Below are 26,560 nucleotides of genomic sequence, written 5' to 3'. Positions count from 1 at the left end.
GAGGTATTGAATGAAACGTGCAGTGATTACTGGCCTGGGTATCGTTTCCAGCATCGGTAGCAACCAGCAGGAAGTCCTGGCATCTCTGCGTGAAGGACGCTCGGGGATCACTTTCTCTCAAGAGTTCAAAGATTCTGGTATGCGTAGCCACGTATGGGGTAACGTCAAACTGGACACCACCGGTCTTATCGACCGCAAAGTGGTCCGTTTCATGAACGATGCCTCTATCTATGCTTATCTCTCCATGCAGCAGGCGGTTGAAGACTCTGGCCTGAAAGCAGAAGATTATCAGAACAACCCGCGCGTAGGCCTGATTGCCGGCTCCGGTGGTTCTTCTAAAGCGCAGGTATTCGGTGCTGACGCAATGCGTAGCCCGCGTGGCCTGAAAGCGGTGGGTCCATACGTTGTGACCAAAGCGATGGGTTCTGCGGTTTCCGCGTGCCTCGCTACGCCGTTCAAAATTCACGGTGTGAACTACTCCATCAGCTCCGCATGTGCTACCTCCGCACACTGTATCGGTAACGCAGTAGAGCAGATTCAGCTGGGCAAACAGGACATCGTCTTTGCCGGCGGCGGCGAAGAGCTGGGCTGGGAAATGGCCTGTGAGTTCGACGCGATGGGTGCACTGTCTACTAAATACAATGAAACTCCAGAGAAAGCTTCCCGTACCTATGACGCGCACCGTGATGGTTTCATCATCGCAGGCGGCGGCGGTATGGTTGTGGTTGAAGAACTGGAACACGCACTGGCTCGTGGTGCGCATATTTATGCAGAAATCGTTGGTTACGGCGCAACGTCCGATGGCGCAGATATGGTTGCTCCATCCGGTGAAGGCGCAGTGCGCTGCATGAAGATGGCGATGCACGGCGTTGATACCCCAATCGACTACCTGAACTCCCACGGTACCTCTACTCCGGTAGGCGACGTGAAAGAACTGGGTGCGATTCAGGAAGTGTTCGGCGACAACAGCCCAGCAATTTCTGCAACTAAAGCGATGACCGGTCACTCTCTGGGCGCCGCTGGCGTGCAGGAAGCTATCTACTCTCTGCTGATGCTGGAACACGGCTTTATCGCCCCAAGCATCAACATCGACGAGATGGACGAGCAGGCTGCGGGTCTGAACATCGTGACGGAACCAACCGACCGCGAACTGACTACCGTCATGTCCAACAGCTTCGGCTTCGGTGGCACTAACGCCACGCTGGTCATGCGCAAGCTGTAATTTTTACAGTTGGTGAGAAAAGGGAGCCTCCAGGCTCCTTTTTTTATGCGTTGACAATCGCCTGAAATAACAGGCAAACTCCTGGCTCAACATTATCATCACGATAATGCGTAAGCGTTCAACGTCAACCAACGCACCTTAATCCTGATTCACAGGTAGAGGGGGCGTGGCCACAGTACCTCGCCTTACTCAGCATTCTGGAGTAAAGCATGATAGCAGTCACTCAAACTGAACCAACATCTTCTTCGAACGGGTCGTTATTCCGCATCGCGTTTGCGGTGTTTCTGACCTATCTCACTGTCGGCATTCCGCTGCCGGTCATCCCACTCTTTGTGCACCAGGAGCTGGGCTACGGCAACACCATGGTGGGCATTGCCGTCGGTATTCAGTTCTTTGCTACCGTTCTGACGCGCGGCTATGCCGGGCGTCTGGCGGATCAGTATGGCGGTAAGCGCTCAGCATTGCAGGGCATGGCCGCCTGTGCGTTTGCCGGGGCAGCCTGGCTTGGTGCGGCGCTGCTGCCGGTGGATGCGATGGTTAAATTTGGCCTGCTTATCGTCGGACGCTTAATTCTCGGCTTTGGTGAAAGTCAGCTGTTAACCGGTACCCTGACCTGGGGGATGGGACTGGTGGGGCCGAAGCAGTCCGGCAAGGTGATGTCCTGGAACGGCATGGCGATATTTGGCGCGCTGGCCGCAGGGGCGCCGCTGGGGCTGTTTATCAATGCGCGCTACGGTTTTGCGGTGCTGGCTGGGGTCACGATGGCGCTGCCGCTGCTGGCATGGGCCTTCAACGGCTCGGTACGTAAGGTCGCCGCGATGGCCGGGGAACGTCCGTCGCTGTTTAGCGTGATTGGCCTTATCTGGAAACCGGGCATGGGGCTGGCGCTCCAGGGCGTGGGTTTCGCGGTGATTGGCACCTTCGTATCGCTCTACTTTATGAGCAAAGGTTGGTCGATGGCGGGCTTCACGCTGACGGCCTTTGGCGGCACCTTCGTGCTGGTGCGTATTCTGTTTGGCTGGATGCCGGATCGCTTCGGTGGCGTGAAGGTGGCCGTGGTCTCGTTGTTGGTGGAAACCGTGGGTCTATTGCTGCTGTGGCAGGCGCCGAGTGCATGGGTGGCGCTTTCCGGCGCGGCGCTGACCGGAGCCGGATGCTCGCTGATTTTCCCGGCGCTGGGTGTGGAAGTGGTAAAACGCGTGCCGCAGCAGGTTCGCGGGACGGCGCTGGGCGGCTACGCCGCGTTCCAGGATATTGCGCTGGGCATATCCGGGCCGCTGGCGGGTATGCTGGCCACCTCGTTCGGCTACCCGTCCGTCTTCCTGGGCGGAGCGATTTCTGCCGTGCTGGGGATTGTGGTCACCCTCTGGTCATTCCGTAAATAATCGTTATTGCCCGGCTCCGCGCGTCTGGGGGCCGGCAACCGCTTTGCGCGGCAGGAAATATTTCACCTGGAATTCAAACATGTTGGTGTACAGAATCGAGTAATCGATAGGGTTAGACTGTTCATCAATGGCCTGTGTCTGCATCCGAATAATCGGGTCTAATGCGCTGATGTGCAGCAGGTTGGCCACGTCCGGTGACGGCAGAATAGGTTGAATAGACTCATAGCAGCCAAGAATTTTCACGCCGCACTCATTCTCAATATAGGCAAATTTCGACTTCTTCATATGGGCGAGCGTCAGGTCCGGGAACCGACTGGCGGAAAGCCACGTCTCCTCAATCTGCATGGCAATATTGTCGATTAAACGCAGACGTTTAGCGTAGTACACCGGTTCGCCGAGCATCACCCGCAGGTTATTGGCAATCTCTTCAGAGGCGGTCTGTAGCTCAAACTTCAGGATCTGGCTGGTGGGGGTTTTGCCCTCGTTGCGGGCGATTTCGGTAAAGCTATCGAGGTGGGTCACGGAGGCCTGGAAATGTTTATTACGCAGATAGGTGCCAGAACCATGCCGCCGTTCAATCATCCCTTCCTCTTCCAGCGTTTTTAGCGCTTTGCGTAACGTATTACGCGAAACATCATAATGCTCTGCCAACTCTTTTTCCGATGGCAGAAGATCGCCGATATTGTAGATTGAGCTGTTTAATCTGTTTTTAAGCAGATTGATGACGTTCTGGTAAACCACTTTTGAACCTCCTTAAATCCTTTTTAAACAAAAGGTTATGAATCCATTCTCGTAAGGATGCGCCAACACATTCAACAACAAGTCGATTATTGAACAACTTTAGCACCGTTAACTGTGATCGCAATGCAGGTTAAGAAAATTAACAATTATTAAAGTGAACGTCAATGAATGAAATATTTTACTGAGAAAGGAAATGGGATGCGAAATATATTATTTGACTGCGCGATTGGAATATCGAAAAGAATAAAAAAACGGGAGCGTCTGGATAACTAGTCGGTATTTTAATTATCTTTCCAATTATTGAATGAGTCATTTTTTTATAAAATTAAGGGACCATTATGGGGTTAATGAATTCATTTGAACGCGGGATGGAAAAAATCCTCGTTCCGATAGCCATAAAATTAAACTCGCAGATCCACGTTTCGGCCATTCGCGACGCCTTTATTCTGTCCTTTCCCATCGTCATGGCCAGTTCGCTGATTATTCTGATTAACTTCGCCATCCTCTCGCCGGACGGTTTTATCGCCAGCATCCTGCATCTGGGGACGATATTCCCGAACCTGGCCGATGCGCAGCAAATATTTACCCCGGTGATGAACGGTTCGGTCAATATTATGGCGGTGCTCATTACCTTCCTCGTGGCGCGTAATATGGCGATAAGCTACCAGCAGGATGATCTGCTGTGTGGCCTGACCGCTATTGGCGCGTTCTTTGTGGTTTATACGCCGTATACGATTATCGACGGGCAGGCTTACCTGAGCACCAAATATCTGGGGCCGCAGGGGTTGTTTGTGGCGGTTATTGTCGCGCTGCTGGCGAGTGAAATATTCTGTCGCCTGGCGCGTAATCCGAAGGTGACCATCAATATGCCAGCCGCAGTACCGCCTGCTGTAGCACGCTCCTTCAAGGTGCTGCTGCCGATCTTCTTCGTGATGATCTTCTTCTCGGTACTGAACTACCTGCTGTTAAAAATCTCGCCAAACGGCCTGAACGACCTGATCTACACGCTGATTCAGGCGCCGCTGAAGGATATGGGCACCAACATCGTGACCGTGTTGATTCTGGGGCTGGTGGCAAACTTCCTGTGGATCCTCGGCATTCATGGGCCGAACACCGTGGCAGCGATTCGTGAAACCATCTTCTCAGAAGCGAATCTGGAGAACCTCTCCTATGCGGCCTCCCACGGTTCCACCTGGGGCGCGCCGTATCCGATTACCTGGACCGGTATTAACGACGCCTTCGCCAACTGCGGCGGCTCCGGGATGACGCTGGGTCTACTGCTGGCTATTTTTATTGCCTCTCGCCGCAAGGACTACCGTGACCTCGCCAAAATGGCCTTTGTGCCTGGCTTGTTTAACATTAACGAACCGGTGATGTTTGGTCTGCCTATCGTACTGAACCCAATTCTGGTGATTCCATTTATTCTGGTGCCGTTTGTTAACTCGCTGATTGGCTACTTCTTTATTACCCTGGAAATCATTCCGCCGATTGCCTACGCGGTGCCGTGGACCACGCCTGGGCCACTGATTGCCTTCTTCGGCACGGGGGGGAACTGGATGGCGCTCTTTGTCGGCATACTATGCCTGGTCGTCGCCACGCTTATCTACCTGCCGTTCGTGATTGCCGCCAACAAAGTCAATATGTCGGCCGCAGCGGAGCAGAATGCTTAACGAAGGTCACGGCACAAAACGGTCCCCTCGCCCCACTGGGGAGGGGGCTGGGGGCATACGCGCACCATTTTTCGGGAGATAAAGATGATTAAGCTGATTATTACCGACCTCGACGGCACTTTCTTAAACCGCCATGGTGATTACAACCGCGAGTTGTTCCCGCAGATTAAGGCATTGATGCAGCAGCAGGGCGTCGCCTTTGCGCTGTGCACTGGCAAGCAGTGCGAGCGCGTTGAGGAGTTGTTTGGTGACCAGGTGCGTGATTTCTGGATCCTGGGCGACAGCGCCACGCGGATTAAACATGACGGAGAGTATGTCTATCAGTCACTGATCAAAAATGCGCTGGGGCGAGAAATCATCCACACGCTTGAGGAGGTCAACAGCGAGCCGGTGATCATCGCCTGCACGCCGTTTGGCGCGTATGTCAAAAATACTATTGCCCCAGAGATGCTGCAGAAAGTGAAAATGTCCTACGCCAATGTGGTGCAGGTTGCGGCGTTCGATGAGGTCGGGCACGACTTCGTTAAAATTTCCCTCTTCGACATCAAAGGTCGCTGCCCGCAGATTAAGCCGCATCTCGCAGATTACGTTGATAAAGCTTATATCGTGGTCTCAGAAGACGCGTGGATTGATATCGCCGACGTGGGCGTACACAAAGGCCATACGGTGGAAATCCTGCAGGAGAGGCTGGGCGTCAACAAAGACGAAACGATGGTCTTTGGCGATGGGTTGAATGATATCGAACTGATGACCCGCGCCACCTGGAGCTTCGCCATGCGCAATGCGTTTGACGAAACCAAGCAGGCCGCGCGGTTTATTACCGGCACCAATGATGACGATGCGGTTATGACGACCATTGCCCAGGTGCTGAGTTTACAGCAGCACCCAAAGTAGCACCGCCACCACAATCAGCACCACAAAGGCCAGCCCAGGGCGTGCCGACAGTGACTTAATTGAGGTAATCATCGGTGCGAACGGCGCGTAAATCGGCTGAATGTTCCGCGCCTCCAGCGCCTCGGCATGCGCTACGCGCTCACGCTCAATACGCTTGAGGAACAGGAGGTTGAGCAACTCCTGAACCTGAACGGTGGTGAGCACCGTCTGCGGTGTCATATTCCAGTTTTGTTGCCCATAATCCCGCAGCACCTGAAGCTCCTGATCGCCCAACGGCTGCTTAAGTGCGGCCTGAAGCACGTTAAACGTAGGAGCCGGATGCGTGCTCAGTGTCAGCCGCGCCTGCAATAACGTCACCAGCGAGGTGAAATATTTCGCGGGGATCAGCTCGCTGGTCTTCACCGGCGAAAATTCCTGTAGCGACTGCCAAAGCGGTTTATTGGCGTCACTGGACGACGATGGTGCTTTATCGGAGTAGAGCGCGTCGGGCTTCACGCTGGCGAGCTCAATCAGCGACTGCCAGATTTGCTTGCTCGACTCGCCGGTCGCCGCCGACAGCTTGCTGACCAGTTGGTTAAGCGTGGTGTACTCCGCCGGCAGTAGCGGACGGTCGGTCGCTGGGCGCTGCTGCGGCTGAGGAATTGACAGCTGGCCGCGCTGGAGCAGCTGCAGCACATTATTAAGCTGCGGCTGGGTAAGCTGGTTCAGGGCGGTGTGCCCATACTGTTGACGGATAAAATCACTGACAGCCTGGCGATTATTGCCCTGGCCCAGCAGTTCGGTGAGCTGTGAGAGCGTCTGCCTCATGCTCAGGTTCTGCTCGGCGGTGCCGATGCGCTGGTTCAGATTCTGTTCCGCCGCCGGAAAATGACGCGCCAGCAGCGGCGTATCACCTTTCAGTCCCAGATCGTGTTTTACGCCCGCCCACACTTCGGCATTTTGCTGCGACGTCATGGTGATAAGGCGCGTGATCAAACGCTCCAGCACGGTGCGTTGCTGAAGGTTAAGCGGCTGCTCTCCGGCACTGGAAAGCGGAGTGGGACCGGCCCCCGGAGGGCGCGCAGGCATACCTGAGATGGGTTGCGTCATGATTCATCCTTTCTGTAAAGCGGTACTGATGCCAGGCGCGAGTATTCCTGGCGGCAAGATTATGGCACACTTCCCCGGTTTACTCTCGTTCTCAGACAGGTACTGAACCGTGAAAATCCTTGTTGATGAAAATATGCCCTACGCCCGTGAGCTTTTTAGTCGTCTGGGCGAAGTGAGGGCTGTTCCTGGCCGCCCGATCCCGACCGATGCGTTGACCGATGCCGATGCGCTGATGGTGCGCTCGGTAACGAAGGTGAATGAAGCGCTGCTTGGCGACAAGGCGATTAAGTTTGTCGGTACCGCCACCGCGGGCACCGATCACGTCGACCAGCCGTGGCTGGCGCAGGCGGGCATTGGTTTTTCTGCCGCGCCGGGCTGTAATGCCATTGCGGTAGTGGAATATGTCTTCTCAGCGCTGCTGATGCTGGCCGAGCGCGACGGTTTTGCGCTGGCTGACCGCACCGTCGGCATCGTCGGCGTGGGTAATGTCGGCGGCCGTCTGCAAAGGCGTCTTGAAGCGCTGGGTATTAAAACGCTGCTTTGCGATCCGCCACGTGCGGACAACGGCGACGAAGGCGATTTCCGCTCGCTCGACGACTTGGTCGCCGAAGCTGACGTTATCACCTTCCACACGCCGTTATATAAAGAGGGGCAGTATAAGTCGCTGCATCTTGCCGACGAGGCCCTGATTCGCCGCCTGAAACCGGGGACGATTCTAATCAACGCCTGTCGTGGCCCGGTGGTGGATAACGCCGCGCTGCTGAAATGTCTGGAAGCGGGGCAGGCGCTGAGCGTGGTGCTGGACGTCTGGGAGCCCGAACCGGATCTCAACCTGGCGCTGCTCGATAAAGTCGATCTGGGCACCTCGCACATCGCCGGCTACACGCTGGAAGGTAAAGCGCGCGGCACCACCCAGGTGTTTGAAGCCTATAGCCAGTTTATTGGCCAACCACAGGAAGTGGCGCTCTCGACGCTGCTGCCGGCGCCGGAATTTGGCCGTATTAGCCTGCATGGCCCGCTCGATCAGCCTACGCTGAAAAGACTGGTCCATTTAGTGTATGATGTGCGCCGCGATGACGCGCCGCTGCGAAAAGTGGCGGGTATCCCCGGCGAATTCGACAAACTGCGCAAGAACTATCTCGAGCGTCGCGAATGGTCATCATTGACCGTTGAGTGTGATGATGCCGATGCGGCCGAGCTGCTGCAAAAACTCGGGTTTAACGCCGTACACTGTTAATGTCTTCTTAATCACTCTGCTGGATACTCCGGCAGAGTCGCATTTTTTCTGGAGTAAATCACCATGTCTGAAGGCTGGAATATTGCCATCCTGGGCGCAACCGGCGCCGTAGGCGAAGCCCTGCTTGAAACCCTTGCTGAACGTCAGTTCCCGGTGGGTGATATCTATGCGCTGGCGCGCACCGACAGCGCGGGCGAACATCTGCGTTTTAACGGTAAATCGGTCAGGGTACAAGACGCCGCAGAGTTCGACTGGACTCAGGCCCAGCTGGCGTTCTTTGCCGCTGGTCAGGAAGCTTCGGCAAGCTATGCGGAAGAAGCCACTAACGCGGGCTGTCTGGTTATCGATCTCAGCGGTCTATTTGCGCTGGAACCGGACGTACCGCTGGTGGTGCCGGACGTGAACCCGTTTGTGATGGCGGACTACCGCAACCGTAACCTGATTGCCGTGGCTGATAGCCAGACCAGCCAACTGCTGGCTGCGCTGAAGCCGCTGATTGATGACGGTGGCCTGTCACGTATCAACGTGACCAGCCTGATCTCCGCCTCTGCGCACGGCAAGAAAGCCGTTGATGCGCTGGCAGGGCAGAGCGCCAAACTGCTGAACGGTATTCCGATTGATGAAGATGACTTCTTTGGCCGCCAGCTGGCGTTCAACATGCTGCCGCTGCTGCCGGATCGTGAAGGTAGCGTGCGTGAAGAGCGTCGTATCGTCGACCAGGTTCGCAAAATCCTGCAGGACGAAGGCCTGATGATTTCTGCTAGCTGCGTGCAGTCGCCGGTGTTCTACGGCCATGCGCAGATGGTGAGCTTTGAAGCCATGCGTCCATTGTCTGCGGAAGAAGCGCGTGATGCTTTCTCCCGCGGCGAAGACATCGTGCTGTCTGAAGAGGGGGAATTCCCGACTCAGGTTGGCGATGCCACCGGCAGCGCGCATCTCTCCATCGGCTGCGTCCGTAACGATTACGGCATGCCGGAGCAGGTTCAGTTCTGGTCCGTCGCCGACAACGTTCGCTTCGGCGGCGCGCTGATGGCGGTCAAAACCGCTGAGAAACTGGTGCAGGAGTATCTGTACTAATGTCTGACAAAGAGCTGCTGCCGGTCTATCGAATTGCGCTGGGCATTGAGTACGACGGCAGCAAATACTACGGCTGGCAGCGGCAAAACGAAGTGCGCAGCGTGCAGGAGAAGCTTGAAAAAGCGCTCTCGCAGGTGGCAAACGAGCCTATCAACGTGTACTGCGCCGGGCGTACCGACGCTGGCGTTCACGGCACGGGCCAGGTGGTGCACTTTGAAACCCGCGCGCTGCGTAAAGACGCCGCATGGACGCTGGGTGTAAATGCGAATTTACCTGGTGACATCGCGGTACGTTGGGTGAAAGCTGTTCCCGACGATTTTCACGCGCGCTTTAGCGCGACGGCGCGCCGTTACCGTTACGTTATCTACAACCACCGGCTGCGTCCGGCGGTGTTGAGCCAGGGGGTGACCCATTATCACCAGCCGCTGGACGCGGAGCGGATGCACCGCGCCGCGCAGAGTCTGCTGGGCGAGAATGACTTCACCTCGTTTCGTGCGGTGCAGTGCCAGTCGCGTACGCCGTGGCGTAACGTTATGCATATCAACGTCACGCGCTATGGCAACTATATTGTGGTGGACATCAAAGCAAACGCCTTTGTGCACCACATGGTAAGGAACATTGTTGGCAGCCTGATGGAAGTTGGCGCAGGAAACCAGCCGGAGAGCTGGATTGCAGAACTGCTGGCGGCAAAAGACAGGACGCTTGCCGCCGCAACGGCAAAAGCGGAAGGGCTGTACCTGGTGGCGGTAGATTATCCCGCTCACTTTGCACTGCCCGCCGCGCCGATGGGCCCGCTTTTCCTGGCGGACTAACGAAGTCATTTAGGGCTAAGACAATATGGATCTCATCCGTTTTTTGATTGATTTCATCCTGCACATTGATGTGCACCTGGCGGAGCTGGTTGCGCAGTACGGCATCTGGGTCTACGCCATTCTGTTCCTGATCTTGTTCTGCGAAACGGGGCTGGTGGTCACGCCGTTCCTGCCGGGCGACTCGCTGCTGTTTGTTGCCGGTGCGCTGTCGGCGCTGCCAACCAACGATCTCAACGTCCACCTGATGGTGGTGCTGATGGTGATCGCGGCGATTGTCGGGGATGCGGTGAACTACACCATTGGGCGGCTGTTCGGTGAGAAGCTGTTTAGCAATCCAAACTCGAAGATCTTCCGTCGCAGCTACCTCGATAAGACCCATGCGTTCTACGATAAGCACGGCGGAAAAACCATTATTCTGGCGCGATTTGTGCCTATCGTCAGAACATTTGCGCCATTTGTGGCGGGAATGGGCCATATGTCCTATCGTCATTTTGCACTCTACAACGTGACTGGCGGGCTGCTGTGGGTACTGCTGTTCACCTACGCGGGCTATCTGTTTGGCGATCTGCCGGTGGTTCAGGAAAACCTGAAGCTGCTGATTGTCGCTATCATTGTGCTGTCGATATTGCCGGGCGTGATTGAAGTGATCCGCCACCGTCGTAAGGCGGCAAAAGCGGCAAAATAAACCCTGCACGCGGGGCACGATTCAGCCGTGCCCTGTTACGACATGTTTCGCGGTTCGACCACTTTTTTATGCCAAGTTTCGGGCTGTTATGTTTTAATGTGCAACATTCATGGTCTATGAGGGGCAAAAGTGGCATTATGCGCGCCCCCTTATGGCAAAACTGGCATCGACCAGGTTCAGGCAGAAAGGTTATCAATGAGCTGGATTGAACGAATTAAAAGCAATATCACACCTACCCGCAAGGCGAGCATCCCGGAAGGGGTGTGGACCAAATGCGATAGCTGTGGTCAGGTTCTGTATCGCGCTGAGCTGGAGCGTAACCTCGAGGTTTGCCCGAAGTGCGATCATCACATGCGTATGTCAGCGCGTAATCGCCTGCATAGCCTGTTAGATGAAGGGTCCCTGGTTGAACTGGGAAGTGAACTTGAGCCAAAAGACGTGCTGAAGTTCCGTGACTCTAAAAAATACAAAGATCGTCTGGCATCCGCTCAGAAAGAGACGGGTGAAAAAGATGCGCTGATCGTGATGAAAGGCACCCTGCACGGGATGCCGGTTGTCGGTGCGGCCTTTGAGTTCTCCTTTATGGGCGGCTCAATGGGTTCTGTTGTCGGTGCGCGTTTTGTCCGTGCCGTTGAACAGGCGCTGGAAGACAACTGCCCGCTGATCTGCTTCTCCGCTTCCGGCGGGGCGCGTATGCAGGAAGCGCTGATGTCTCTGATGCAGATGGCGAAAACCTCTGCGGCGCTGGCGAAAATGCAGGAACGCGGTTTACCGTATATCTCCGTGCTGACCGACCCAACCATGGGTGGCGTCTCCGCGAGCTTCGCGATGCTGGGCGACCTGAACATCGCTGAGCCAAAAGCGCTGATTGGCTTTGCTGGCCCGCGCGTAATCGAACAGACCGTTCGTGAGAAACTGCCACCGGGCTTCCAGCGCAGTGAGTTCCTCATCGAGAAGGGCGCTATCGACATGATCGTGCGCCGCCCGGAAATGCGTCTGAAGCTTGCTAGCATTCTGGCGAAGCTGATGAATCTCCCGGCACCGAACCCGGACGCGCCGCGCGAAAGCGTGGTGGTGCCACCGGTACCGGATCAGGAACCAGAGGCCTGATAATCCAAAGGGCAGGGCCGGGTGGCTCTGCCCTTTTTGCTTTTATTCACCGTTGTTGGATGTTGCGGGCACTATGGACAAAAATCTTATTCCTCAGGCCACGTCGCCCCTGGCTACGTGGCTTTTTTATCTGGAAAACCTCCACTCAAAAACCATCGACCTCGGCCTTGAACGTGTTAGCCGCGTTGCCGGTCAGTTAGACGTGCTGCAGCCTGCGCCGTTCGTCTTTACCGTCGCCGGAACCAACGGCAAAGGCACCACCTGCCGCACGCTGGAAACTATCCTGATGGCGGCGGGCTATAAGGTAGGGGTTTACAGCTCTCCACATCTGGTGCGCTACACCGAACGTGTACGCGTGCAGGGCGCAGAGCTTGCCGAAAGCGCACATACCGCGTCATTTGCGGCGATTGAAGCCGGGCGTGGTGATACCTCACTGACCTATTTCGAATACGGCACGCTGTCGGCGCTGTGGTTGTTTAAGCAGGCAAAGCTTGACGTTGTTATCCTGGAAGTAGGCTTAGGCGGTCGTCTTGATGCCACTAACATCGTTGATGCTAACGTCGCCGTGGTAACCAGCATTGCGCTGGACCATACCGACTGGCTGGGGCCGGACCGTGAAAGCATTGGTCGTGAGAAAGCGGGCGTGTTCCGCGCTAACCGCCCTGCGGTGGTTGGTGAGCCGGATATGCCGCATACCATTGCCGACGTGGCCCATGAAAAGGGCGCACTGCTGCTGCAGCGTAATGTTGACTGGCGCTATACCGTCGAAGGCGATAGCTGGGCCTTCAGCGACGCCCAGGGCGAACTGCGTAACCTGCCGTTGCCAAACGTGCCGCAGCCTAACGCCGCTACGGCGCTTGCCGCGCTGCGCGCCAGCGGGCTTGAGGTGAGTGAAGCGGTGATCCGTGAAGGCATTGCCAGCGCTATTCTGCCGGGCCGTTTCCAGACCATCCAGCTTGAGCCACGCGTGATTCTCGATGTTGCACATAACCCGCACGCCGCGGCCTATCTTGCCGGGCGTCTCAAATCGTTGCCGAAAACTGGGCGAGTGCTGGCGGTTATTGGTATGCTGCATGATAAGGACATCGCCGGTACGCTGGCGTGTCTGGAGGACGTTGTAGATAGCTGGTACTGTGCGCCGCTCGAGGGACCTCGCGGTGCTACGGCGGAACAGCTGCGCGAGCATCTGCGCGCAGGGACCGTCTTTACCAGCGTCGTGCAGGCGTGGCATGCCGCCATAGCTGACGCAGCGCCCGAAGATACGGTGCTGGTGTGTGGTTCGTTCCACACGGTAGCGCATGTGATGGAAGCGTTGGACGCGGGGAGTGCCGGTGGCAAGTAAGTTTCAAAACCGTCTCGTCGGGACGATAGTATTAGTTGCGCTGGGGGTCATTGTGCTGCCAGGGCTGCTTGACGGGCAAAAAAAGCATTATCAGGATGAGTTTGCGGCGATTCCGCTGGTGCCAAAACCGGGGGACCGTGATGAACCTGATATGCTGCCGACGGCAACGCAGGCGCTGCCTGCTCAGCCGCCTGAAGGGGCGGCAGAAGAGGTGAGGGCAGGCGACGCGGCTGCGCCGTCGCTGGACTCCAGCCGTCTGGCCGTTAACGGCAACGGCGATCTTGAACAGATCCCGCCGGCCGCCGAACTGCCGAAGCCAAAACCAGTAGAAAAACCGAAACCAAAACCGCAGCCTGTTGCTGAACAGGTCGCAGCAACGACGCCACCGCCGAAAGCCGCGCCGGAAGAGAAACCGGCACCGGTAGGTAAAGCGTACGTGGTGCAGCTTGGTGCATTGAAGAATGCGGATAAGGTGAACGAAATTGTGGCGAGTCTGCGTGGTGCAGGATATCACGCCTACACGTCGCCTTCGACGCCCGTTCAGGGTAAAATCACCCGTATTCTGGTCGGCCCGGATGCCTCGAAAGATAAGCTGAAAGGTTCACTTGGTGAACTGAATCGGTTGTCGGGGCTCAGCGGCGTGGTGATGGGATATACGCCGAACTAAGGCGTGGGTCTTTTCCCCTCACCCCGGCCCTCTCCCCAGAGGGGCGAGGGAGAAAGTTGGTGCTGGACTTGTCGCCGTCTCCCAACGGTCCCCTCTCCCCTTAGGGGAGAGGGTTAGGGTGAGGGGGGTTGAACAACGCCGAAAACGACCAAAAAACGATGGCGTTGAATATTTTTTCAGCGCCATTTTTTATTTACGCCGGGGAAGGAAATCCCTACGCAAACGTTTTCTTTTTCTGTTAGAATGCGCCCGAACTGGATGACAGGGCGTAAAATCGTGGGACATATATGGTCTGGATTGATTACGCCATTATCGCGGTGCTGGGCTTATCTTGCTTGGTGAGCCTCATCCGCGGCTTTGTTCGTGAAGCATTATCGTTGGTAACATGGGGCTGTGCCTTCTACGTTGCCAGCCATTACTACACTGACCTGTCAGTCTGGTTTACGGGCTTTGAGGACGAACGGGTTCGAAATGGGATTGCTATTGCGGCGCTGTTCATCGCGACGCTCATCGTCGGCGCTATCGTCAACTTTGTGATAGGCCAGCTGGTGGAAAAGACCGGTCTGTCGGGTACAGACAGGGTATTGGGGATCTGCTTCGGCGCATTACGTGGGGTGCTGATTATCGCCGCTATCTTGTTCTTCCTTGACACCTTTACCGGGATGGCCAAAAGCGATGACTGGCAGCATTCGCAGTTTATTCCCTATTTCTCACCGGTTATCAGATGGTTTTTTGAATACCTTCAAAGCTCGTCAAGTTTCTTGCCCAAAGTATAAGCTTTGGGTCGTTGCTTAACGAGGAAAAGACGTATGTGCGGTATTGTCGGTATCGCCGGTGTCATGCCGGTAAACCAGTCGATTTATGATGCGCTAACGGTGCTGCAGCACCGTGGACAGGATGCCGCTGGCATCATCACCATTGATGCCAACAACTGCTTCCGCTTGCGTAAAGCGAACGGTCTGGTGAGCGATGTCTTTGAAGCCCGCCACATGCAGCGTATGCAGGGCAACATGGGTATTGGCCACGTGCGTTACCCAACGGCGGGCAGCTCCAGCGCCTCTGAGGCCCAGCCTTTTTACGTTAACTCCCCGTACGGCATTACGCTGGCGCATAACGGTAACCTGACCAATGCGCACGAGTTACGTCAAAAGCTGTTTGAAGAAAAACGCCGCCACATCAACACCACCTCCGATTCTGAAATCCTGCTCAATATCTTCGCGAGCGAGCTGGATAACTTCCGTCATTACCCGCTGGAAGCCGACAATATCTTCGCTGCTATCGCCGCAACCAACCGCCAGATTCGCGGTGCGTATGCCTGCGTCGCGATGATTATCGGTCACGGCATGGTGGCCTTCCGCGACCCGAACGGTATTCGTCCGCTGGTGCTGGGCAAGCGTGATATCGGCGACGGTCGCACCGAATATATGGTGGCCTCCGAAAGCGTGGCGCTGGACACCCTCGGCTTTGAATTCCTGCGCGACGTTGCGCCGGGCGAGGCGGTCTACATCACCGAAAACGGCCAGCTGTTCACCCGTCAGTGCGCTGACAACCCGGTGAGCAACCCGTGCCTGTTCGAATACGTCTACTTCGCGCGTCCAGACTCCTTTATCGACAAAATTTCCGTCTACAGCGCCCGTGTGAACATGGGTACCAAGCTCGGAGAGAAGATTGCGCGTGAATGGGAAGATCTGGATATCGACGTGGTGATTCCAATTCCGGAAACCTCCTGCGATATCGCGCTGGAAATTGCTCGTATTCTCGGTAAACCATACCGTCAGGGCTTTGTGAAAAACCGCTACGTGGGCCGTACCTTTATCATGCCGGGCCAGCAGCTGCGTCGTAAATCCGTTCGCCGCAAGCTCAACGCTAACCGCGCTGAATTCCGCGATAAGAACGTGCTGCTGGTGGATGACTCCATCGTGCGCGGTACCACTTCTGAGCAGATTATTGAGATGGCGCGTGAAGCCGGGGCGAAGAAGGTTTATCTGGCCTCTGCGGCACCGGAAATTCGTTTCCCGAACGTCTACGGTATCGATATGCCAACCGCCACCGAGCTGATTGCCCACGGGCGTGAAGTGGATGAGATTCGCCAGATCATCGGCGCCGACGGTCTTATCTTCCAGGATCTGGACGATCTGATTGATGCAGTTCGCGCGGAGAACCCGGATATTCAGCAGTTTGAATGCTCGGTATTCAACGGCGTGTACGTGACCAAAGACGTTGACCAGACCTATCTCGATTTCCTCGACTCTCTGCGCAATGACGACGCGAAAGCGGTACAGCTGCAGAATGAAGTGGAAAATTTAGAGATGCATAACGAAGGGTAAGTACGACGGTATTTTCCCGGCGTCGCTTTCGCTCGGCCGGGCTACGCACCCCACGTAGCCCGGCCGAGGCGTTTTACGCCTCGTCCACCCAAATCCGCATTTCGCCTTCGCCACGGTTGGCCCAGCTAAACCACGGAATAAAGGTTAACGTCTGCTTTTCTACCGCCGTCTGGCGATTATCAAAGCTGTAGAGCGACTTGTCCTCCTGCGCGGTCAGCACGCGTAACCCTTCCGCCTGCAACAGAATTTTACCCTTCAATACCCCCACGCCCTGAATTTCACGGAAGGCACTCTCTTTTGGCAGCGACAGGTTATGCAGTTCGCTGCCGTTATCCGCCTCTTCCAGGCAGTAGACTAGCGGCCCGCGCTGAATGGCCACTTTTCCGGCTGCATGGCGTACCAGCGGGTTGGCGTAGACGCGGCGGATGGTCATCGGCAGGTGCAGCGTAATCACGTCACCTTCCTGCCACTCACGGTGCAGATGCAGGTAACCGTTGATCGTGTTACCCACCGCCGGCTGACCGTTGACCAGCACCTTCGGCGCTTCACACCACTCCGGCAGACGCAGCGCCAGGGTGTGTTCAACCGCTTGCGGATGCGCGAAACGAATGTTCACCTCTTCATCCCACGGGTAGTTGCCTTCGATTTTGAGCGCCAGCGTCTGCTCGTTCACCGTGAACTGCGCTTCGCTACCGGCGTAGAAGTTGATGAACAGCGCATCCGGGCGCGGAGTGAAAATGTAGTGACCGATGGCGACCAGCGTGCGAGCAATATTCGGCGGGCAGCAGGCGCAGCCGAACCAGCGCTGGCGAACCGGTTTAATGTGATCGTAGATATGATTATGGGGAATGCTTTTCGGGTGCGTCTCCAATGGGTTGACGTAGAAGAAGTGCTTACCGTCCAGCGCCATCCCGCCGAGCACCGTATTGTAGAACGCCCGTTCCATCACGTCGGCGTAATGGGCGTCGCCTTCCATCTCCAGCATCCGGCGGGCGAACATCATCAGGCCAATCGAGGCGCAGCTTTCACCATAGGCGGTGTCGTTCGGCAGGTCGTAGTCGCTGGTAAACGCTTCGCCAATCCCCTGTGAACCGATGCCGCCGGTGATATACATGCGGCGCTGCACCATGTTGTCCCAGATGCGCAGACAGGTCTGGCGCTTATCTTCGTCGTGGGTCATGCGGGCGATATGCGCCAGCCCGGTCATCAGATAGACCGAGCGGACGGCGTGGCCTACTGCTTCGTGCTGTTCGGATAGCGGCTTGTGCGCATGGGTGTACGATTTGTCCTTAATCATGCCCGGCCAGGCATCGCCCCAGCCCACCCAGTGGCGAGTGCCGCCGCGTTTTTCAAACTCAATATCGTAGTAGTACGGCTGCTGACCGCGCTCTTCAACGAAGAAGCGGGCCAGTGCCTGATAGCGCGGTTCTTTTGTTACTTCATACAGACGCATCAGCGCCAGTTCAATTTCCGGATGCCCCGGATAACCGCGCAGCTGATTGGGGTTGGGGCCGAAAACCGTGTCGATGTGATCGGCAAAGCGGCAGGAGATATCGAGCAGGCGACGCTTGCCGGTGGCGCGGTAAAACGCCACCGCCGCTTCGAACAGGTGCCCGGCGCAGTAAAGCTCATGGCACTCTGCCACGTTGGTCCAACGTAAGCCCGGCTCTTTTACGGTATACCAGGTATTCAGATAACCATCTTCACACTGCGCCTGCGCTAGCAGTTCAATCACCTCATCGGCGGTCTTTTCCAGTTGGGCGTCAGGTTTCTGGCTGAGTGACCAGGCAACCGCTTCCAGCCATTTGGTGACGTCGCTGTCTTGAAAGACCATGCCATAAAAATCACCCTGTTCAATACCGGCGGCAATGCGGTAGTTTGCCAGCGCGTGGCTCGGTTCCGCCTCCGGAAGATTGTCATTCAGCGCTTCCCATTGATAAGGGATAACCACGTCGCGGATGAGGCGCTGATATTCCCCTAAAAACGGGTCGGTAATGGTGATTCGGTTCAGATCGGCTTCAATCACATCAGACTGCATCATGTTTACCTCAGGAAATGTGTGAATGGCGTTGGTGAAGGTCGGTAGAAATACGGTTCATCATTGGGCCGTTAAGACGGCACTTCAGCAGGCACATGGCGAGCACGAAGTGGAATGCGGCTGGCACCAGGCTTTGCAGCAGGGTGATGCCATGGATAGATGCTGGCGTCTGGTTCCCAAGCCCCGGCTGATAGGCCACCATAATCAGGATCAGGCTGATAATGCCGCCGGAAGAGGCCCAGGAGAGCTTGATGAAAAAGAGGTTAAAGGCGAAGTTCATCCCGGAAGATCGCACGCCGGTTTTCCATTCGCCGTAGTCGTCGGCGAAGGCCATAATCGAGAAGTGCAGCGGCAGGGTGAAGCCCTGAATCACGCTGTTAACCGCAATGCAGACCAGCCACAGCACCTGGTACTGCGGGCCAACCGGGAGGAAGTACATGCCAATCCCGAACGCGACCAGCACCAGGTTAGTCCAGTAGTAGAGTCGCACCATATCAACGCGGCGAGAGAGCGGGTTGACGACGATCGCCCCGGCAATCCCGGAGATCGTGAGGATACCGAAGAACATCGACATGTACCCGGCACCGCCCTCAAGCGCGTAGGAGATGAAGTACATGTAGCCGCCGCCGCGAATACAGAGAATATTCACCAGCAGGAAAGACATGATCAGCATCATCAGCAACTGGTCATTTTTGCGCAGCCCAGCCAGGTGTTCGCGCAGGGTGAAGTTACCCGCCAGCGATAGCGGCACACGCTCTTTCACCCAGAAGAAGCACAGCAGGAACAGCACCATGCCGATGGTGCACAGCACGGTGACACCATACTGATAACCCTTCGCCAGGTTGCCCTGACCAAAGAATTCCACCATCCACGGCAGGCCGACGGAGACGAGGAAACCGGCAATGCCGCTTAACACGAAGCGCCAGGACTGGCAGGACATCACCTGATCGTGGCGGTTAGTGATGGAATTAATCAGCGCGCAGTAAGGCACGTTGTTGGCGGTATAGCCGATGGAGAGCAGGAAGTAGGTGCCGAACGCCCACGCGATTTTCATGTTCGCGCTCATGTCCGGAACGGTAAAGGTCAGGATACCGATCACGCCAAGCGGTACGGCAGTCCACAGCTGCCACGGACGAAAGCGCCCCCAGCGGCTGCGGGTACGGTCGGCAATCACCCCCATCACGGGATCGGAAACGGCATCAAAGATACGCAGGGTAAAGAACATGGCGCCGACGATGGCCGGGCTTAACCCAAAAACGTCGGTGTAGAAAAAGAGTAAAAAGCCGCTAATCAAATCTGAGATGCAATGCCCACCGGCATCGCCTAATCCATAGCCTATCTTTTCGCGGGTAGAGAGCGTCTCTCCCGCATCAACGGTCTGTACATCAGTATCCAGGTTATCAGCAATGGTCATAACCAATCCTCGAACAGGGTGTGATGATTCAAAAAGTCATTACGGCGTATCTCTGACGATTTTTAGTAAATAACTAACGGTGCTGAGCATAGATCCTGAGCGAAACTTGGGTATATAGCGTACGTTTTAAAGGGTGAATTCGATCTTATTTTTACTATAAATAAATATTAATTAGAGATATGTATCACAAATTTAACTGATATTGTCGATTTAAAAGTCATTTCTGGTGGTTATTGGCGTTTTTTCGTAAGTTTGTTTAGTAAATATAAAACTTAATCTACGGGCCGAAAGAGTCGCGTGGTATCCTCTGTCGGGCGTGATAGCTAACAGTCGGAAGCGAACGGAATGGCGAAGAAAATTAGAATCAAAGATATTGCCACGGCGTGCGGCGTTTCCATTGCGGCGGTCTCCCGCGCTCTGAAAGGGCAGCCGGGGCTGAGCGATGAAACGCGGCAACGTATCTTGTCGATTGCCCAGGCGGAAGGTTATGACTTTAGCCGCTTGCGCACCGGGCGTATCAAGCGGCTGATGTTTTTACTCCACCGGGAGCACAATATCGCCAGCGCGCTGCCGTTCTACTCAACGGTGATGCTGGGCGTGGCGGATGCCTGCCGGGAAAATGACATCGCTATGAGCTTTCAGCCAATTGGCCCGCAGGATTCGGTATCTGAACTGATTCAACTGCACCAGCCGGATGCGCTGGTGTGCGCGGGTTACCTTGAGCCGGAAGTGCTGGCCGAACTTCGGCAGACCGCGCTGCCGGTGGCGCTGGTCGATTTATGGGCAGCGGATTTTCCCTGCGTTAACCCGGATAACTTTCACGGCGGCTTCATTGCCACGCGTCATCTGCTGGAGCAGGGGAGAACCCGTATTGCGTTTCTGGGAACGTCACAGCGCCACTACAGTATTCGTCAGCGCGTCGAGGGCTATCAGCAGGCGCTGTTTGATGCCGGGCTGACGCTTGCGCCAGAATACTGCGTTGAGGTGCCGCCGATAAAAGAGATTGAGCAGGCGCTGGTCGAAGGAATGTCTCGATTGCTGGCGCTACCACAGCCGCCGGATGCGATTTTTGCCTACAACGACGTAGCCGCGCTGGTGGCAATGCGCGAATGTGCCCGTCGGGGAATTCGCGTGCCGGAAGAGGTGGCCATCGTCGGTTTCGATGACATCGACGCTGCGGCCTGGGCCCACCCGCCGCTGACCACGGTAGCGGTCGATAAACGTGAACTGGGGCGCGATGCCTTCCAGTTACTGATGAACGATGAAAGTGAACGTAACCTGCTGCTACCGGTTAGGCTGGTGGCGCGCGGCAGTTCGGTGACGGATAGCGACGCGTTGCGGTTGCGTCTGGCACCGTAATCCGGCAAAGTTTGCCCCATTATGGCTACAGGACGGTCCGTGTGAAACGACTCATCATTGGTATTTCCGGCGCAAGCGGCGCTATTTACGGCGTGCGCCTGTTGCAGGTGCTGCAAACCGTGGCGGACGTCGAAACGCATCTGGTGATGAGTCAGGCGGCAAGACAGACGCTGGCGCTGGAGACGGACTTCTCTGTGCGTGAGGTTCAGGCGCTGGCGGACGTGGTGCACGATGCGCGCGATATTGCCGCTAGCATCTCTTCCGGTTCGTTCAAAACTGCCGGTATGGTTATCCTGCCGTGCTCGATAAAAACGCTCTCCGGCATTGTGAACAGCTATACCGATGGCCTGCTGACCCGCGCCGCTGACGTGGTGCTCAAAGAGCGCCGCCTGCTGGTGCTGTGCGTGCGCGAAACGCCGCTGCATTTAGGCCATCTTCGCCTGATGACTCAGGCAGCGGAAATCGGCGCGGTGATCATGCCGCCGGTGCCAGCGTTTTATCATCGCCCACAAACGCTGGACGACGTGATTAACCAGACCGTTAACCGCGTACTCGATCTGTTTGATATCACCCTGCCTGAAGATCTCTTTACCCGCTGGACCGGCGCATAGCGCTGCGCCACCCTTGTGCATGATGTCGCTTTTGCCCTGTTTCAGGGCAATTGTGTAACACCGATCAAATCCTCGATATTTAATCATCCCGTTTGCACTTTTGTGCTCGATTTATACGCTGTGGCTGATATCTTTCCTGATGATCACCTCTCGTTATCTTTTTGTTAACATTTTTAACATTGTGGGGTTTCGCAGCGTTAAAGATGGCACGGAAGATGCAGAGTAGGTTTTGCAAACACAACACAACATAACTATTAGCAGTTAACGACATCACGGTTTAATAGGGGAACGTATGAAAAAGACGGTTCTGGCTCTCTCTTTGCTGCTGGGTCTCAGCAGCGCCTCCAGCGTATTTGCCGCACTGCCACAGAGCATCCGCATCGGTACCGATACCACCTACGCACCGTTCTCATCGAAAGATGCCAAAGGCGATTTTATTGGCTTTGATATCGATCTGGGCAACGAGATGTGTAAACGCGCCAGCATCAAGTGTACCTGGGTTGGCAGCGATTTTGACGCGCTGATCCCTTCACTGAAGGCGAAGAAAATTGACGCGATTATCTCTTCGCTGTCGATCACCGAAAAGCGCCAGCAGGAGATTGCCTTCTCCAACAAGCTGTACGCGGCAGACTCCCGCCTGATTGCCGCTAAAGGCTCCTCGGTTAAACCGACGTTGGACGGGCTGAAAGGCAAGCACATCGGCGTGCTTCAGGGTTCTACCCAGGAAGCTTACGCCAATGAAAACTGGCGCAGCAAAGGCGTGGACGTGGTGGCCTATCAAAACCAGGATCTGATCTATGCAGACCTGGCCGCAGGCCGTCTGGACGCGGCATTGCAGGATGAAGTCGCCGCCAGCGAAGGCTTCCTGAAACAGCCTGCCGGTAAAGATTTTGAGTTTGCTGGCCCGTCAGTTAAAGACAAAAAGTACTTTGGTGACGGCACCGGCGTTGGGCTGCGTAAAGATGACGTCGAGCTGAAAGCGGCGTTCGATAAAGCGTTAGCGGAACTGCGCGCGGACGGCACCTACGACAAGATGGCGAAGAAGTATTTTAACTTCAACGTCTACGGCGACTAACCGGTCGCATGTATCATCGTGGTGCATATATTTGCCCTTGCACCACGATGGTGCGTTTTTTGTTCGTAAGTTGCGCGAGGTTGCATAATTAAGCATTTTAAATGAGAAAAAAGCCAGCCTGAAGGGCAGAATGCTTTGCCTTGAAGGGGCGAAAGATGGCACGATAACTGCTCAGATTATTTCTAAAAAACACACAAGAATCACAGCTTGTAGAGGATGATATGAAAAAACTGGCGTTGTCTTTTTCTCTGGTATTAGCGCTTGCTTCTGCATCAAGCGCATTTGCAGCAATCCCGCAAAAAGTGCGTATCGGTACTGACCCAACGTATGCACCGTTCGAATCAAAGAATGCACAGGGTGAATTAGTGGGTTTCGACATTGATCTGGCAAAAGAGCTGTGTAAGCGCATCCAGGCACAATGTACCTTCGTGGAAAACCCGCTGGACGCCCTGATCCCCTCGCTGAAAGCGAAGAAAATCGATGCCATCATGTCCTCGCTGTCGATCACCGAAAAACGTCAGCAGGAAATCGCCTTTACCGACAAACTCTATGCCGCTGACTCCCGTCTGGTGGTGAAAAAAGGTTCTCCAATTACGCCAGACCTCGCCACGCTGAAAGGCAAGCGCGTGGGCGTACTGCAGGGTACCACTCAGGAGACGTACGGTAACGAACACTGGGCGCCGAAAGGTATTGAAATTGTCTCCTACCAGGGACAGGACAATATCTACTCTGACCTGACCGCTGGCCGTATTGATGCCGCGTTCCAGGACGAAGTGGCGGCGAGTGAAGGTTTCCTGAAACAGCCTATCGGTAAAGACTACCAGTTCGGCGGCCCGTCCATTAAAGACGTGAAGCTATTCGGTGTAGGTACCGGTATGGGTCTGCGTAAAGACGATACCGAGCTGCTGAACGCGCTGAACAAAGCGTTTGCTGACATGCGTGCCGACGGCACCTACGACAAGCTGGCGAAGAAGTACTTCGATTTTAACGTTTACGGCGAGTAATCATCACGAGTAACCCACCGTTTTGCACGCACAAAACGGTGGGCGTAAAGACAGGACTGGCAGCATGCTGTACGGGTTTTCACAGGTAATTTTTCAGGGCGCTCTTGTCACCCTTGAGCTGGCTATCAGCTCAGTGGTTCTTGCCGTGCTCATAGGTCTGGTTGGCGCGGGAGCGAAGCTCTCCCGAAATCGCGTACTGGCGTTAATTTTTGAGGGCTACACCACGCTGATTCGTGGCGTGCCAGACTTGGTGCTGATGCTGCTGATTTTCTACGGGCTGCAGATGGCGCTTAACGTGCTGACCGACGCGCTCGGGCTGGCGCAGTTTGATATTGACCCGATGATCGCCGGTATCATCACCCTCGGTTTTATCTACGGGGCCTATTTCACCGAAACCTTCCGCGGCGCGTTTATGGCGGTGCCAAAAGGTCATATTGAAGCCGCGACGGCTTTTGGCTTCACCGGGGCACAAACCTTCCGTCGTATTCTGTTTCCCGCGATGATGCGCTATGCGCTGCCGGGCATTGGCAATAACTGGCAGGTTATCCTCAAAGCGACCGCGCTGGTCTCGCTGTTGGGTCTGGAAGATGTGGTTAAAGCGACCCAACTTGCCGGTAAAAGCACCTGGGAACCGTTCTACTTCGCTATCGTCTGTGGCTTGATTTATCTGCTGTTTACTACCGTTTCCAATGGCGTGTTGCTGCTGCTCGAACGCCGCTACTCCGTGGGCGTGAAGAGGGCTGACCTGTGATTGAGATCATTCAGGAGTATTGGAAATCGCTGCTGTGGACGGATGGCTATCGCTTTACCGGCGTGGCGATTACCCTATGGCTGCTGGTGCTGTCGGTGGTGATGGGCGGCGTGTTGGCGCTGTTTCTGGCTATTGCTCGCGTCTCCAGCAATAAATACATCAAATTCCCGGTCTGGCTGTTTACCTATATTTTCCGCGGTACGCCGCTCTACGTGCAGCTACTGGTGTTCTATTCCGGCATGTATACGCTGGAAATCGTCAAAGGCACGGAGCTGTTAAACGCCTTCTTCCGCAGCGGCCTGAACTGTACGGTGCTGGCCTTAACGTTAAATACCTGCGCCTACACCACCGAAATTTTTGCCGGGGCAATTCGCTCGGTTCCGGCGGGAGAAGTGGAAGCCGCGCGCGCCTATGGTTTGTCGTCGTTTAAGCTTTATCGCTGCATCATTCTGCCATCGGCGCTGCGCATTGCGCTGCCAGCTTACAGCAATGAAGTTATCCTGATGCTGCATTCGACGGCGCTGGCGTTTACCGCTACCGTGCCTGACTTGTTGAAGATTGCGCGTGATATTAACTCGGCGACCTATCAACCTTTTACCGCCTTTGGTATTGCGGCGGTACTCTATCTGGCCATCTCTTATGTACTGATTAGTCTGTTCCGCAAAGCGGAAAAACGCTGGCTACAGCACATGAAACCGTCTTCTACGCACTGAGAATATGATGTCTGATAAAAAACTAAACGTAATCGACCTGCACAAACGCTATGGCGAGCACGAAGTGCTGAAGGGTGTGTCGCTGCAGGCCAACGCCGGAGATGTGATCAGCATTATCGGATCGTCCGGTTCCGGTAAGAGTACCTTTTTGCGCTGCATTAACTTCCTTGAGAAGCCAAGCGAAGGCACCATTATCGTTAACGGTGAGAACATCGGTCTGGTGCGCGATAACGATGGTCAGCTGAAGGTGGCGGATAAAAACCAGCTTCGCCTGCTGCGCACGCGCCTGACGATGGTGTTTCAGCACTTCAACCTGTGGAGTCACATGACGGTGCTGGAAAACGTCATGGAAGCGCCGATTCAGGTCCTCGGCCTGAGCAAGCAAGAAGCGCGCGATCGCGCGGTGAAATACCTGACGAAAGTCGGTATTGATGAACGCCAGCAGGGCAAATACCCGGTGCACCTGTCCGGTGGCCAGCAGCAGCGCGTTTCCATCGCCCGTGCGCTGGCGATGGAGCCGGAAGTGCTGCTGTTTGATGAACCCACTTCAGCGCTTGACCCTGAGCTGGTGGGCGAGGTGCTGCGCATTATGCAGAAGCTGGCGGAAGAGGGGAAAACCATGGTGGTAGTGACCCACGAAATGGGCTTTGCCCGCCATGTTTCATCGCACGTGATTTTCCTGCATCAGGGCAAAATTGAGGAAGAGGGCAACCCGGAAGAGGTGTTTGGCAATCCGAAGAGCCCACGCCTGCAGCAGTTCCTCAGTGGCGCCTTAAAGTAAGCTTCATTCGCCCTCACGCGTGCGTGGGGGCGCTTTCCCGCCGATAGACCCAGTCATCGTAATCCTTGCCGTTCAGCCTATAAGCTTTTGTCAGCACCTGCGTGCGGATAAAACCGTGCTTTTCCAGCAGCCTTGCCGAACCTTGATTATCGCCTAGTACCCAGGCATTAATGGCCCATAGACCAAGCTGTTGAAAGCCATAATCGCATATTGCACGGAGCGCCTCGCTGGCAAACCCTTTGCCTTGCGCCTCTGGCAATAGCGCGTAGCCAACGTCCGCTTCGTGGGGATTTTTACTGCTGATCTGCAGCCCTATATCGCCAAGCGGCATACCGTTTTCATCGCGGATAACAAAGATCGAGGGGGAGTTGCAGCGTAGGGCAAAAATTGCACGTATCGCTGCTTCCTCCAGCATTTCCCCCATAAACTGCATTACCTCATGGTTTTGTCGCAGTTGAAGGAAGAAGGGCCAGTCGCTGTCATTGAAGGGAGAAAGCCGTAGTCGCCGGGTGGTGAGGGTTACCATTTCCCTATGCCATTAAGCCAAATCTGAGGC

At 55.5% G+C, this 26,560-nt stretch carries 25 protein-coding genes; 20 read left to right on the top strand and 5 right to left on the bottom strand.

Annotated elements, in window-relative coordinates; translation table 11 throughout:
* Positions 1 to 10 precede the first annotated feature (10 nt).
* Positions 11 to 1,222 (top strand): beta-ketoacyl-ACP synthase I, encoded by a 1,212-nt coding sequence (fabB, locus tag FHC49_RS10135; protein ID WP_185666770.1) that lies wholly within the window; start codon positions 11 to 13, stop codon positions 1,220 to 1,222.
* 209 nt (positions 1,223 to 1,431) lie between these two features.
* Positions 1,432 to 2,607 carry an MFS transporter gene (locus FHC49_RS10130; RefSeq protein ID WP_220439685.1) on the top strand — a complete coding sequence of 392 codons (1,176 nt, stop codon included), beginning with the start codon at positions 1,432 to 1,434 and terminating at the stop codon, positions 2,605 to 2,607.
* Between the two features lie 3 nt (positions 2,608 to 2,610).
* On the opposite strand, the gene FHC49_RS10125 is transcribed toward FHC49_RS10130, so the two are convergent.
* A complete protein-coding gene (locus FHC49_RS10125) occupies positions 2,611 to 3,348 on the bottom strand; it encodes a GntR family transcriptional regulator (protein WP_185666772.1) in 738 nt (245 codons plus the stop codon).
* Positions 3,349 to 3,686: 338 nt separating this feature from the next.
* Here FHC49_RS10125 and FHC49_RS10120 point away from each other — a divergent pair, with 338 nt between their 5' ends.
* Entirely contained in the window at positions 3,687 to 5,018 is a 1,332-nt protein-coding gene (locus tag FHC49_RS10120) for a PTS sugar transporter subunit IIC (protein WP_185666773.1), read from the top strand.
* A gap of 84 nt (positions 5,019 to 5,102) precedes the next feature.
* Complete coding sequence (locus FHC49_RS10115) at positions 5,103 to 5,912, top strand: HAD family hydrolase (RefSeq protein WP_220439684.1); 810 nt, start codon at positions 5,103 to 5,105, stop codon at positions 5,910 to 5,912.
* Here the strand turns inward: FHC49_RS10115 and FHC49_RS10110 are convergent.
* On the bottom strand, positions 5,892 to 7,001 hold the full coding sequence (locus FHC49_RS10110; protein ID WP_185666775.1) for a flagella biosynthesis regulator: 1,110 nt from the start codon (positions 6,999 to 7,001) through the stop codon (positions 5,892 to 5,894). The two genes, FHC49_RS10115 and FHC49_RS10110, sit on opposite strands and share 21 nt — an antisense overlap.
* A gap of 109 nt (positions 7,002 to 7,110) precedes the next feature.
* Between FHC49_RS10110 and pdxB the strand changes: the two genes are divergently transcribed.
* The 9 genes from pdxB (at position 7,111) to purF (ending at position 16,258) form a co-directional block, all read left to right on the top strand.
* A complete protein-coding gene (gene pdxB / locus FHC49_RS10105) occupies positions 7,111 to 8,238 on the top strand; it encodes a 4-phosphoerythronate dehydrogenase PdxB (RefSeq protein WP_220439683.1) in 1,128 nt (375 codons plus the stop codon).
* A gap of 63 nt (positions 8,239 to 8,301) precedes the next feature.
* Positions 8,302 to 9,315, top strand: coding sequence for an aspartate-semialdehyde dehydrogenase (locus FHC49_RS10100; RefSeq protein WP_035892524.1), 1,014 nt, complete (start codon positions 8,302 to 8,304; stop codon positions 9,313 to 9,315).
* On the top strand, positions 9,315 to 10,127 hold the full coding sequence (truA, locus tag FHC49_RS10095; RefSeq protein WP_185666777.1) for a tRNA pseudouridine(38-40) synthase TruA: 813 nt from the start codon (positions 9,315 to 9,317) through the stop codon (positions 10,125 to 10,127). Before FHC49_RS10100 ends, truA begins: the two co-directional genes overlap by 1 nt.
* Before the next feature lie 25 nt (positions 10,128 to 10,152).
* On the top strand, positions 10,153 to 10,812 hold the full coding sequence (locus FHC49_RS10090; protein ID WP_220439682.1) for a DedA family protein: 660 nt from the start codon (positions 10,153 to 10,155) through the stop codon (positions 10,810 to 10,812).
* Positions 10,813 to 11,007: 195 nt separating this feature from the next.
* On the top strand, positions 11,008 to 11,922 hold the full coding sequence (gene accD, locus FHC49_RS10085) for an acetyl-CoA carboxylase, carboxyltransferase subunit beta (protein WP_035892521.1): 915 nt from the start codon (positions 11,008 to 11,010) through the stop codon (positions 11,920 to 11,922).
* A gap of 73 nt (positions 11,923 to 11,995) precedes the next feature.
* The gene (gene folC, locus FHC49_RS10080; RefSeq protein WP_220439681.1) at positions 11,996 to 13,264 is read left to right on the top strand and encodes a bifunctional tetrahydrofolate synthase/dihydrofolate synthase; all 1,269 of its coding nucleotides are present in this window, start codon (positions 11,996 to 11,998) and stop codon (positions 13,262 to 13,264) included.
* A complete protein-coding gene (gene dedD / locus FHC49_RS10075; protein ID WP_185666781.1) occupies positions 13,254 to 13,931 on the top strand; it encodes a cell division protein DedD in 678 nt (225 codons plus the stop codon). The genes folC and dedD overlap by 11 nt, the downstream gene beginning before the upstream one ends.
* A 287-nt stretch (positions 13,932 to 14,218) precedes the next feature.
* On the top strand, positions 14,219 to 14,707 hold the full coding sequence (cvpA, locus tag FHC49_RS10070) for a colicin V production protein (RefSeq protein WP_185666782.1): 489 nt from the start codon (positions 14,219 to 14,221) through the stop codon (positions 14,705 to 14,707).
* A gap of 33 nt (positions 14,708 to 14,740) precedes the next feature.
* On the top strand, positions 14,741 to 16,258 hold the full coding sequence (gene purF, locus FHC49_RS10065) for an amidophosphoribosyltransferase (RefSeq protein ID WP_185666783.1): 1,518 nt from the start codon (positions 14,741 to 14,743) through the stop codon (positions 16,256 to 16,258).
* 73 nt (positions 16,259 to 16,331) lie between these two features.
* Here the strand turns inward: purF and FHC49_RS10060 are convergent, their stop codons facing one another.
* Both FHC49_RS10060 and FHC49_RS10055 read right to left on the bottom strand, forming a co-directional pair.
* Positions 16,332 to 18,299: a glycoside hydrolase family 127 protein gene (locus FHC49_RS10060; protein ID WP_220439680.1), complete on the bottom strand. Its 1,968-nt coding sequence runs from the start codon at positions 18,297 to 18,299 to the stop codon at positions 16,332 to 16,334.
* Between the two features lie 7 nt (positions 18,300 to 18,306).
* Complete coding sequence (locus tag FHC49_RS10055; RefSeq protein WP_220439679.1) at positions 18,307 to 19,710, bottom strand: MFS transporter; 1,404 nt, start codon at positions 19,708 to 19,710, stop codon at positions 18,307 to 18,309.
* Positions 19,711 to 20,055: 345 nt separating this feature from the next.
* Here FHC49_RS10055 and FHC49_RS10050 point away from each other — a divergent pair, with 345 nt between their 5' ends.
* From FHC49_RS10050 to hisP, 7 genes are all read left to right on the top strand, one after another.
* Positions 20,056 to 21,069, top strand: coding sequence for a LacI family DNA-binding transcriptional regulator (locus FHC49_RS10050; protein WP_185666786.1), 1,014 nt, complete (start codon positions 20,056 to 20,058; stop codon positions 21,067 to 21,069).
* Between the two features lie 41 nt (positions 21,070 to 21,110).
* Entirely contained in the window at positions 21,111 to 21,680 is a 570-nt protein-coding gene (locus tag FHC49_RS10045; RefSeq protein WP_220439678.1) for a UbiX family flavin prenyltransferase, read from the top strand.
* A gap of 292 nt (positions 21,681 to 21,972) precedes the next feature.
* A complete protein-coding gene (gene argT / locus FHC49_RS10040; protein ID WP_220439677.1) occupies positions 21,973 to 22,755 on the top strand; it encodes a lysine/arginine/ornithine ABC transporter substrate-binding protein ArgT in 783 nt (260 codons plus the stop codon).
* Between the two features lie 221 nt (positions 22,756 to 22,976).
* Positions 22,977 to 23,759, top strand: a complete 783-nt coding sequence (gene hisJ / locus FHC49_RS10035; protein WP_035892515.1) for a histidine ABC transporter substrate-binding protein HisJ — start codon at positions 22,977 to 22,979, stop codon at positions 23,757 to 23,759.
* Between the two features lie 64 nt (positions 23,760 to 23,823).
* On the top strand, positions 23,824 to 24,510 hold the full coding sequence (locus FHC49_RS10030) for a histidine ABC transporter permease HisQ (protein ID WP_185666789.1): 687 nt from the start codon (positions 23,824 to 23,826) through the stop codon (positions 24,508 to 24,510).
* Positions 24,507 to 25,223 (top strand): ABC transporter permease, encoded by a 717-nt coding sequence (locus tag FHC49_RS10025; RefSeq protein ID WP_220439676.1) that lies wholly within the window; start codon positions 24,507 to 24,509, stop codon positions 25,221 to 25,223. The genes FHC49_RS10030 and FHC49_RS10025 overlap by 4 nt, the downstream gene beginning before the upstream one ends.
* Before the next feature lie 7 nt (positions 25,224 to 25,230).
* Positions 25,231 to 26,004, top strand: coding sequence for a histidine ABC transporter ATP-binding protein HisP (gene hisP / locus FHC49_RS10020; protein WP_185666791.1), 774 nt, complete (start codon positions 25,231 to 25,233; stop codon positions 26,002 to 26,004).
* Between the two features lie 13 nt (positions 26,005 to 26,017).
* On the opposite strand, the gene FHC49_RS10015 is transcribed toward hisP, so the two are convergent.
* On the bottom strand, positions 26,018 to 26,530 hold the full coding sequence (locus tag FHC49_RS10015; RefSeq protein ID WP_220439675.1) for a GNAT family N-acetyltransferase: 513 nt from the start codon (positions 26,528 to 26,530) through the stop codon (positions 26,018 to 26,020).
* Positions 26,531 to 26,560 lie beyond the last annotated feature (30 nt).

This window comes from Kluyvera sp. EC_51 (assembly GCF_019584505.1).
Taxonomy (GTDB): Bacteria; Pseudomonadota; Gammaproteobacteria; order Enterobacterales; family Enterobacteriaceae; genus Kluyvera; species Kluyvera sichuanensis.
This window is presented reverse-complemented; position numbering and strand designations above follow the sequence as displayed.

What these genes read in the sequence shown, in the direction of transcription:
- FHC49_RS10060 (WP_220439680.1), bottom strand. Translation starts at nt 18,299, where the DNA reads ATGATGCAGTCTGATGTGATTGAAGCCGATCTGAACCGAATCACCATT.
- FHC49_RS10050 (WP_185666786.1), top strand. Translation starts at nt 20,056, where the DNA reads ATGGCGAAGAAAATTAGAATCAAAGATATTGCCACGGCGTGCGGCGTT.
- FHC49_RS10120 (WP_185666773.1), top strand. Translation starts at nt 3,687, where the DNA reads ATGGGGTTAATGAATTCATTTGAACGCGGGATGGAAAAAATCCTCGTT.
- FHC49_RS10110 (WP_185666775.1), bottom strand. Translation starts at nt 7,001, where the DNA reads ATGACGCAACCCATCTCAGGTATGCCTGCGCGCCCTCCGGGGGCCGGT.
- FHC49_RS10030 (WP_185666789.1), top strand. Translation starts at nt 23,824, where the DNA reads ATGCTGTACGGGTTTTCACAGGTAATTTTTCAGGGCGCTCTTGTCACC.
- FHC49_RS10130 (WP_220439685.1), top strand. Translation starts at nt 1,432, where the DNA reads ATGATAGCAGTCACTCAAACTGAACCAACATCTTCTTCGAACGGGTCG.
- hisP (WP_185666791.1), top strand. Translation starts at nt 25,231, where the DNA reads ATGTCTGATAAAAAACTAAACGTAATCGACCTGCACAAACGCTATGGC.
- hisJ (WP_035892515.1), top strand. Translation starts at nt 22,977, where the DNA reads ATGAAAAAACTGGCGTTGTCTTTTTCTCTGGTATTAGCGCTTGCTTCT.
- FHC49_RS10115 (WP_220439684.1), top strand. Translation starts at nt 5,103, where the DNA reads ATGATTAAGCTGATTATTACCGACCTCGACGGCACTTTCTTAAACCGC.
- folC (WP_220439681.1), top strand. Translation starts at nt 11,996, where the DNA reads ATGGACAAAAATCTTATTCCTCAGGCCACGTCGCCCCTGGCTACGTGG.
- argT (WP_220439677.1), top strand. Translation starts at nt 21,973, where the DNA reads ATGAAAAAGACGGTTCTGGCTCTCTCTTTGCTGCTGGGTCTCAGCAGC.
- FHC49_RS10015 (WP_220439675.1), bottom strand. Translation starts at nt 26,530, where the DNA reads ATGGTAACCCTCACCACCCGGCGACTACGGCTTTCTCCCTTCAATGAC.
- FHC49_RS10100 (WP_035892524.1), top strand. Translation starts at nt 8,302, where the DNA reads ATGTCTGAAGGCTGGAATATTGCCATCCTGGGCGCAACCGGCGCCGTA.
- accD (WP_035892521.1), top strand. Translation starts at nt 11,008, where the DNA reads ATGAGCTGGATTGAACGAATTAAAAGCAATATCACACCTACCCGCAAG.
- FHC49_RS10090 (WP_220439682.1), top strand. Translation starts at nt 10,153, where the DNA reads ATGGATCTCATCCGTTTTTTGATTGATTTCATCCTGCACATTGATGTG.
- truA (WP_185666777.1), top strand. Translation starts at nt 9,315, where the DNA reads ATGTCTGACAAAGAGCTGCTGCCGGTCTATCGAATTGCGCTGGGCATT.
- purF (WP_185666783.1), top strand. Translation starts at nt 14,741, where the DNA reads ATGTGCGGTATTGTCGGTATCGCCGGTGTCATGCCGGTAAACCAGTCG.
- cvpA (WP_185666782.1), top strand. Translation starts at nt 14,219, where the DNA reads ATGGTCTGGATTGATTACGCCATTATCGCGGTGCTGGGCTTATCTTGC.
- FHC49_RS10055 (WP_220439679.1), bottom strand. Translation starts at nt 19,710, where the DNA reads ATGACCATTGCTGATAACCTGGATACTGATGTACAGACCGTTGATGCG.
- fabB (WP_185666770.1), top strand. Translation starts at nt 11, where the DNA reads ATGAAACGTGCAGTGATTACTGGCCTGGGTATCGTTTCCAGCATCGGT.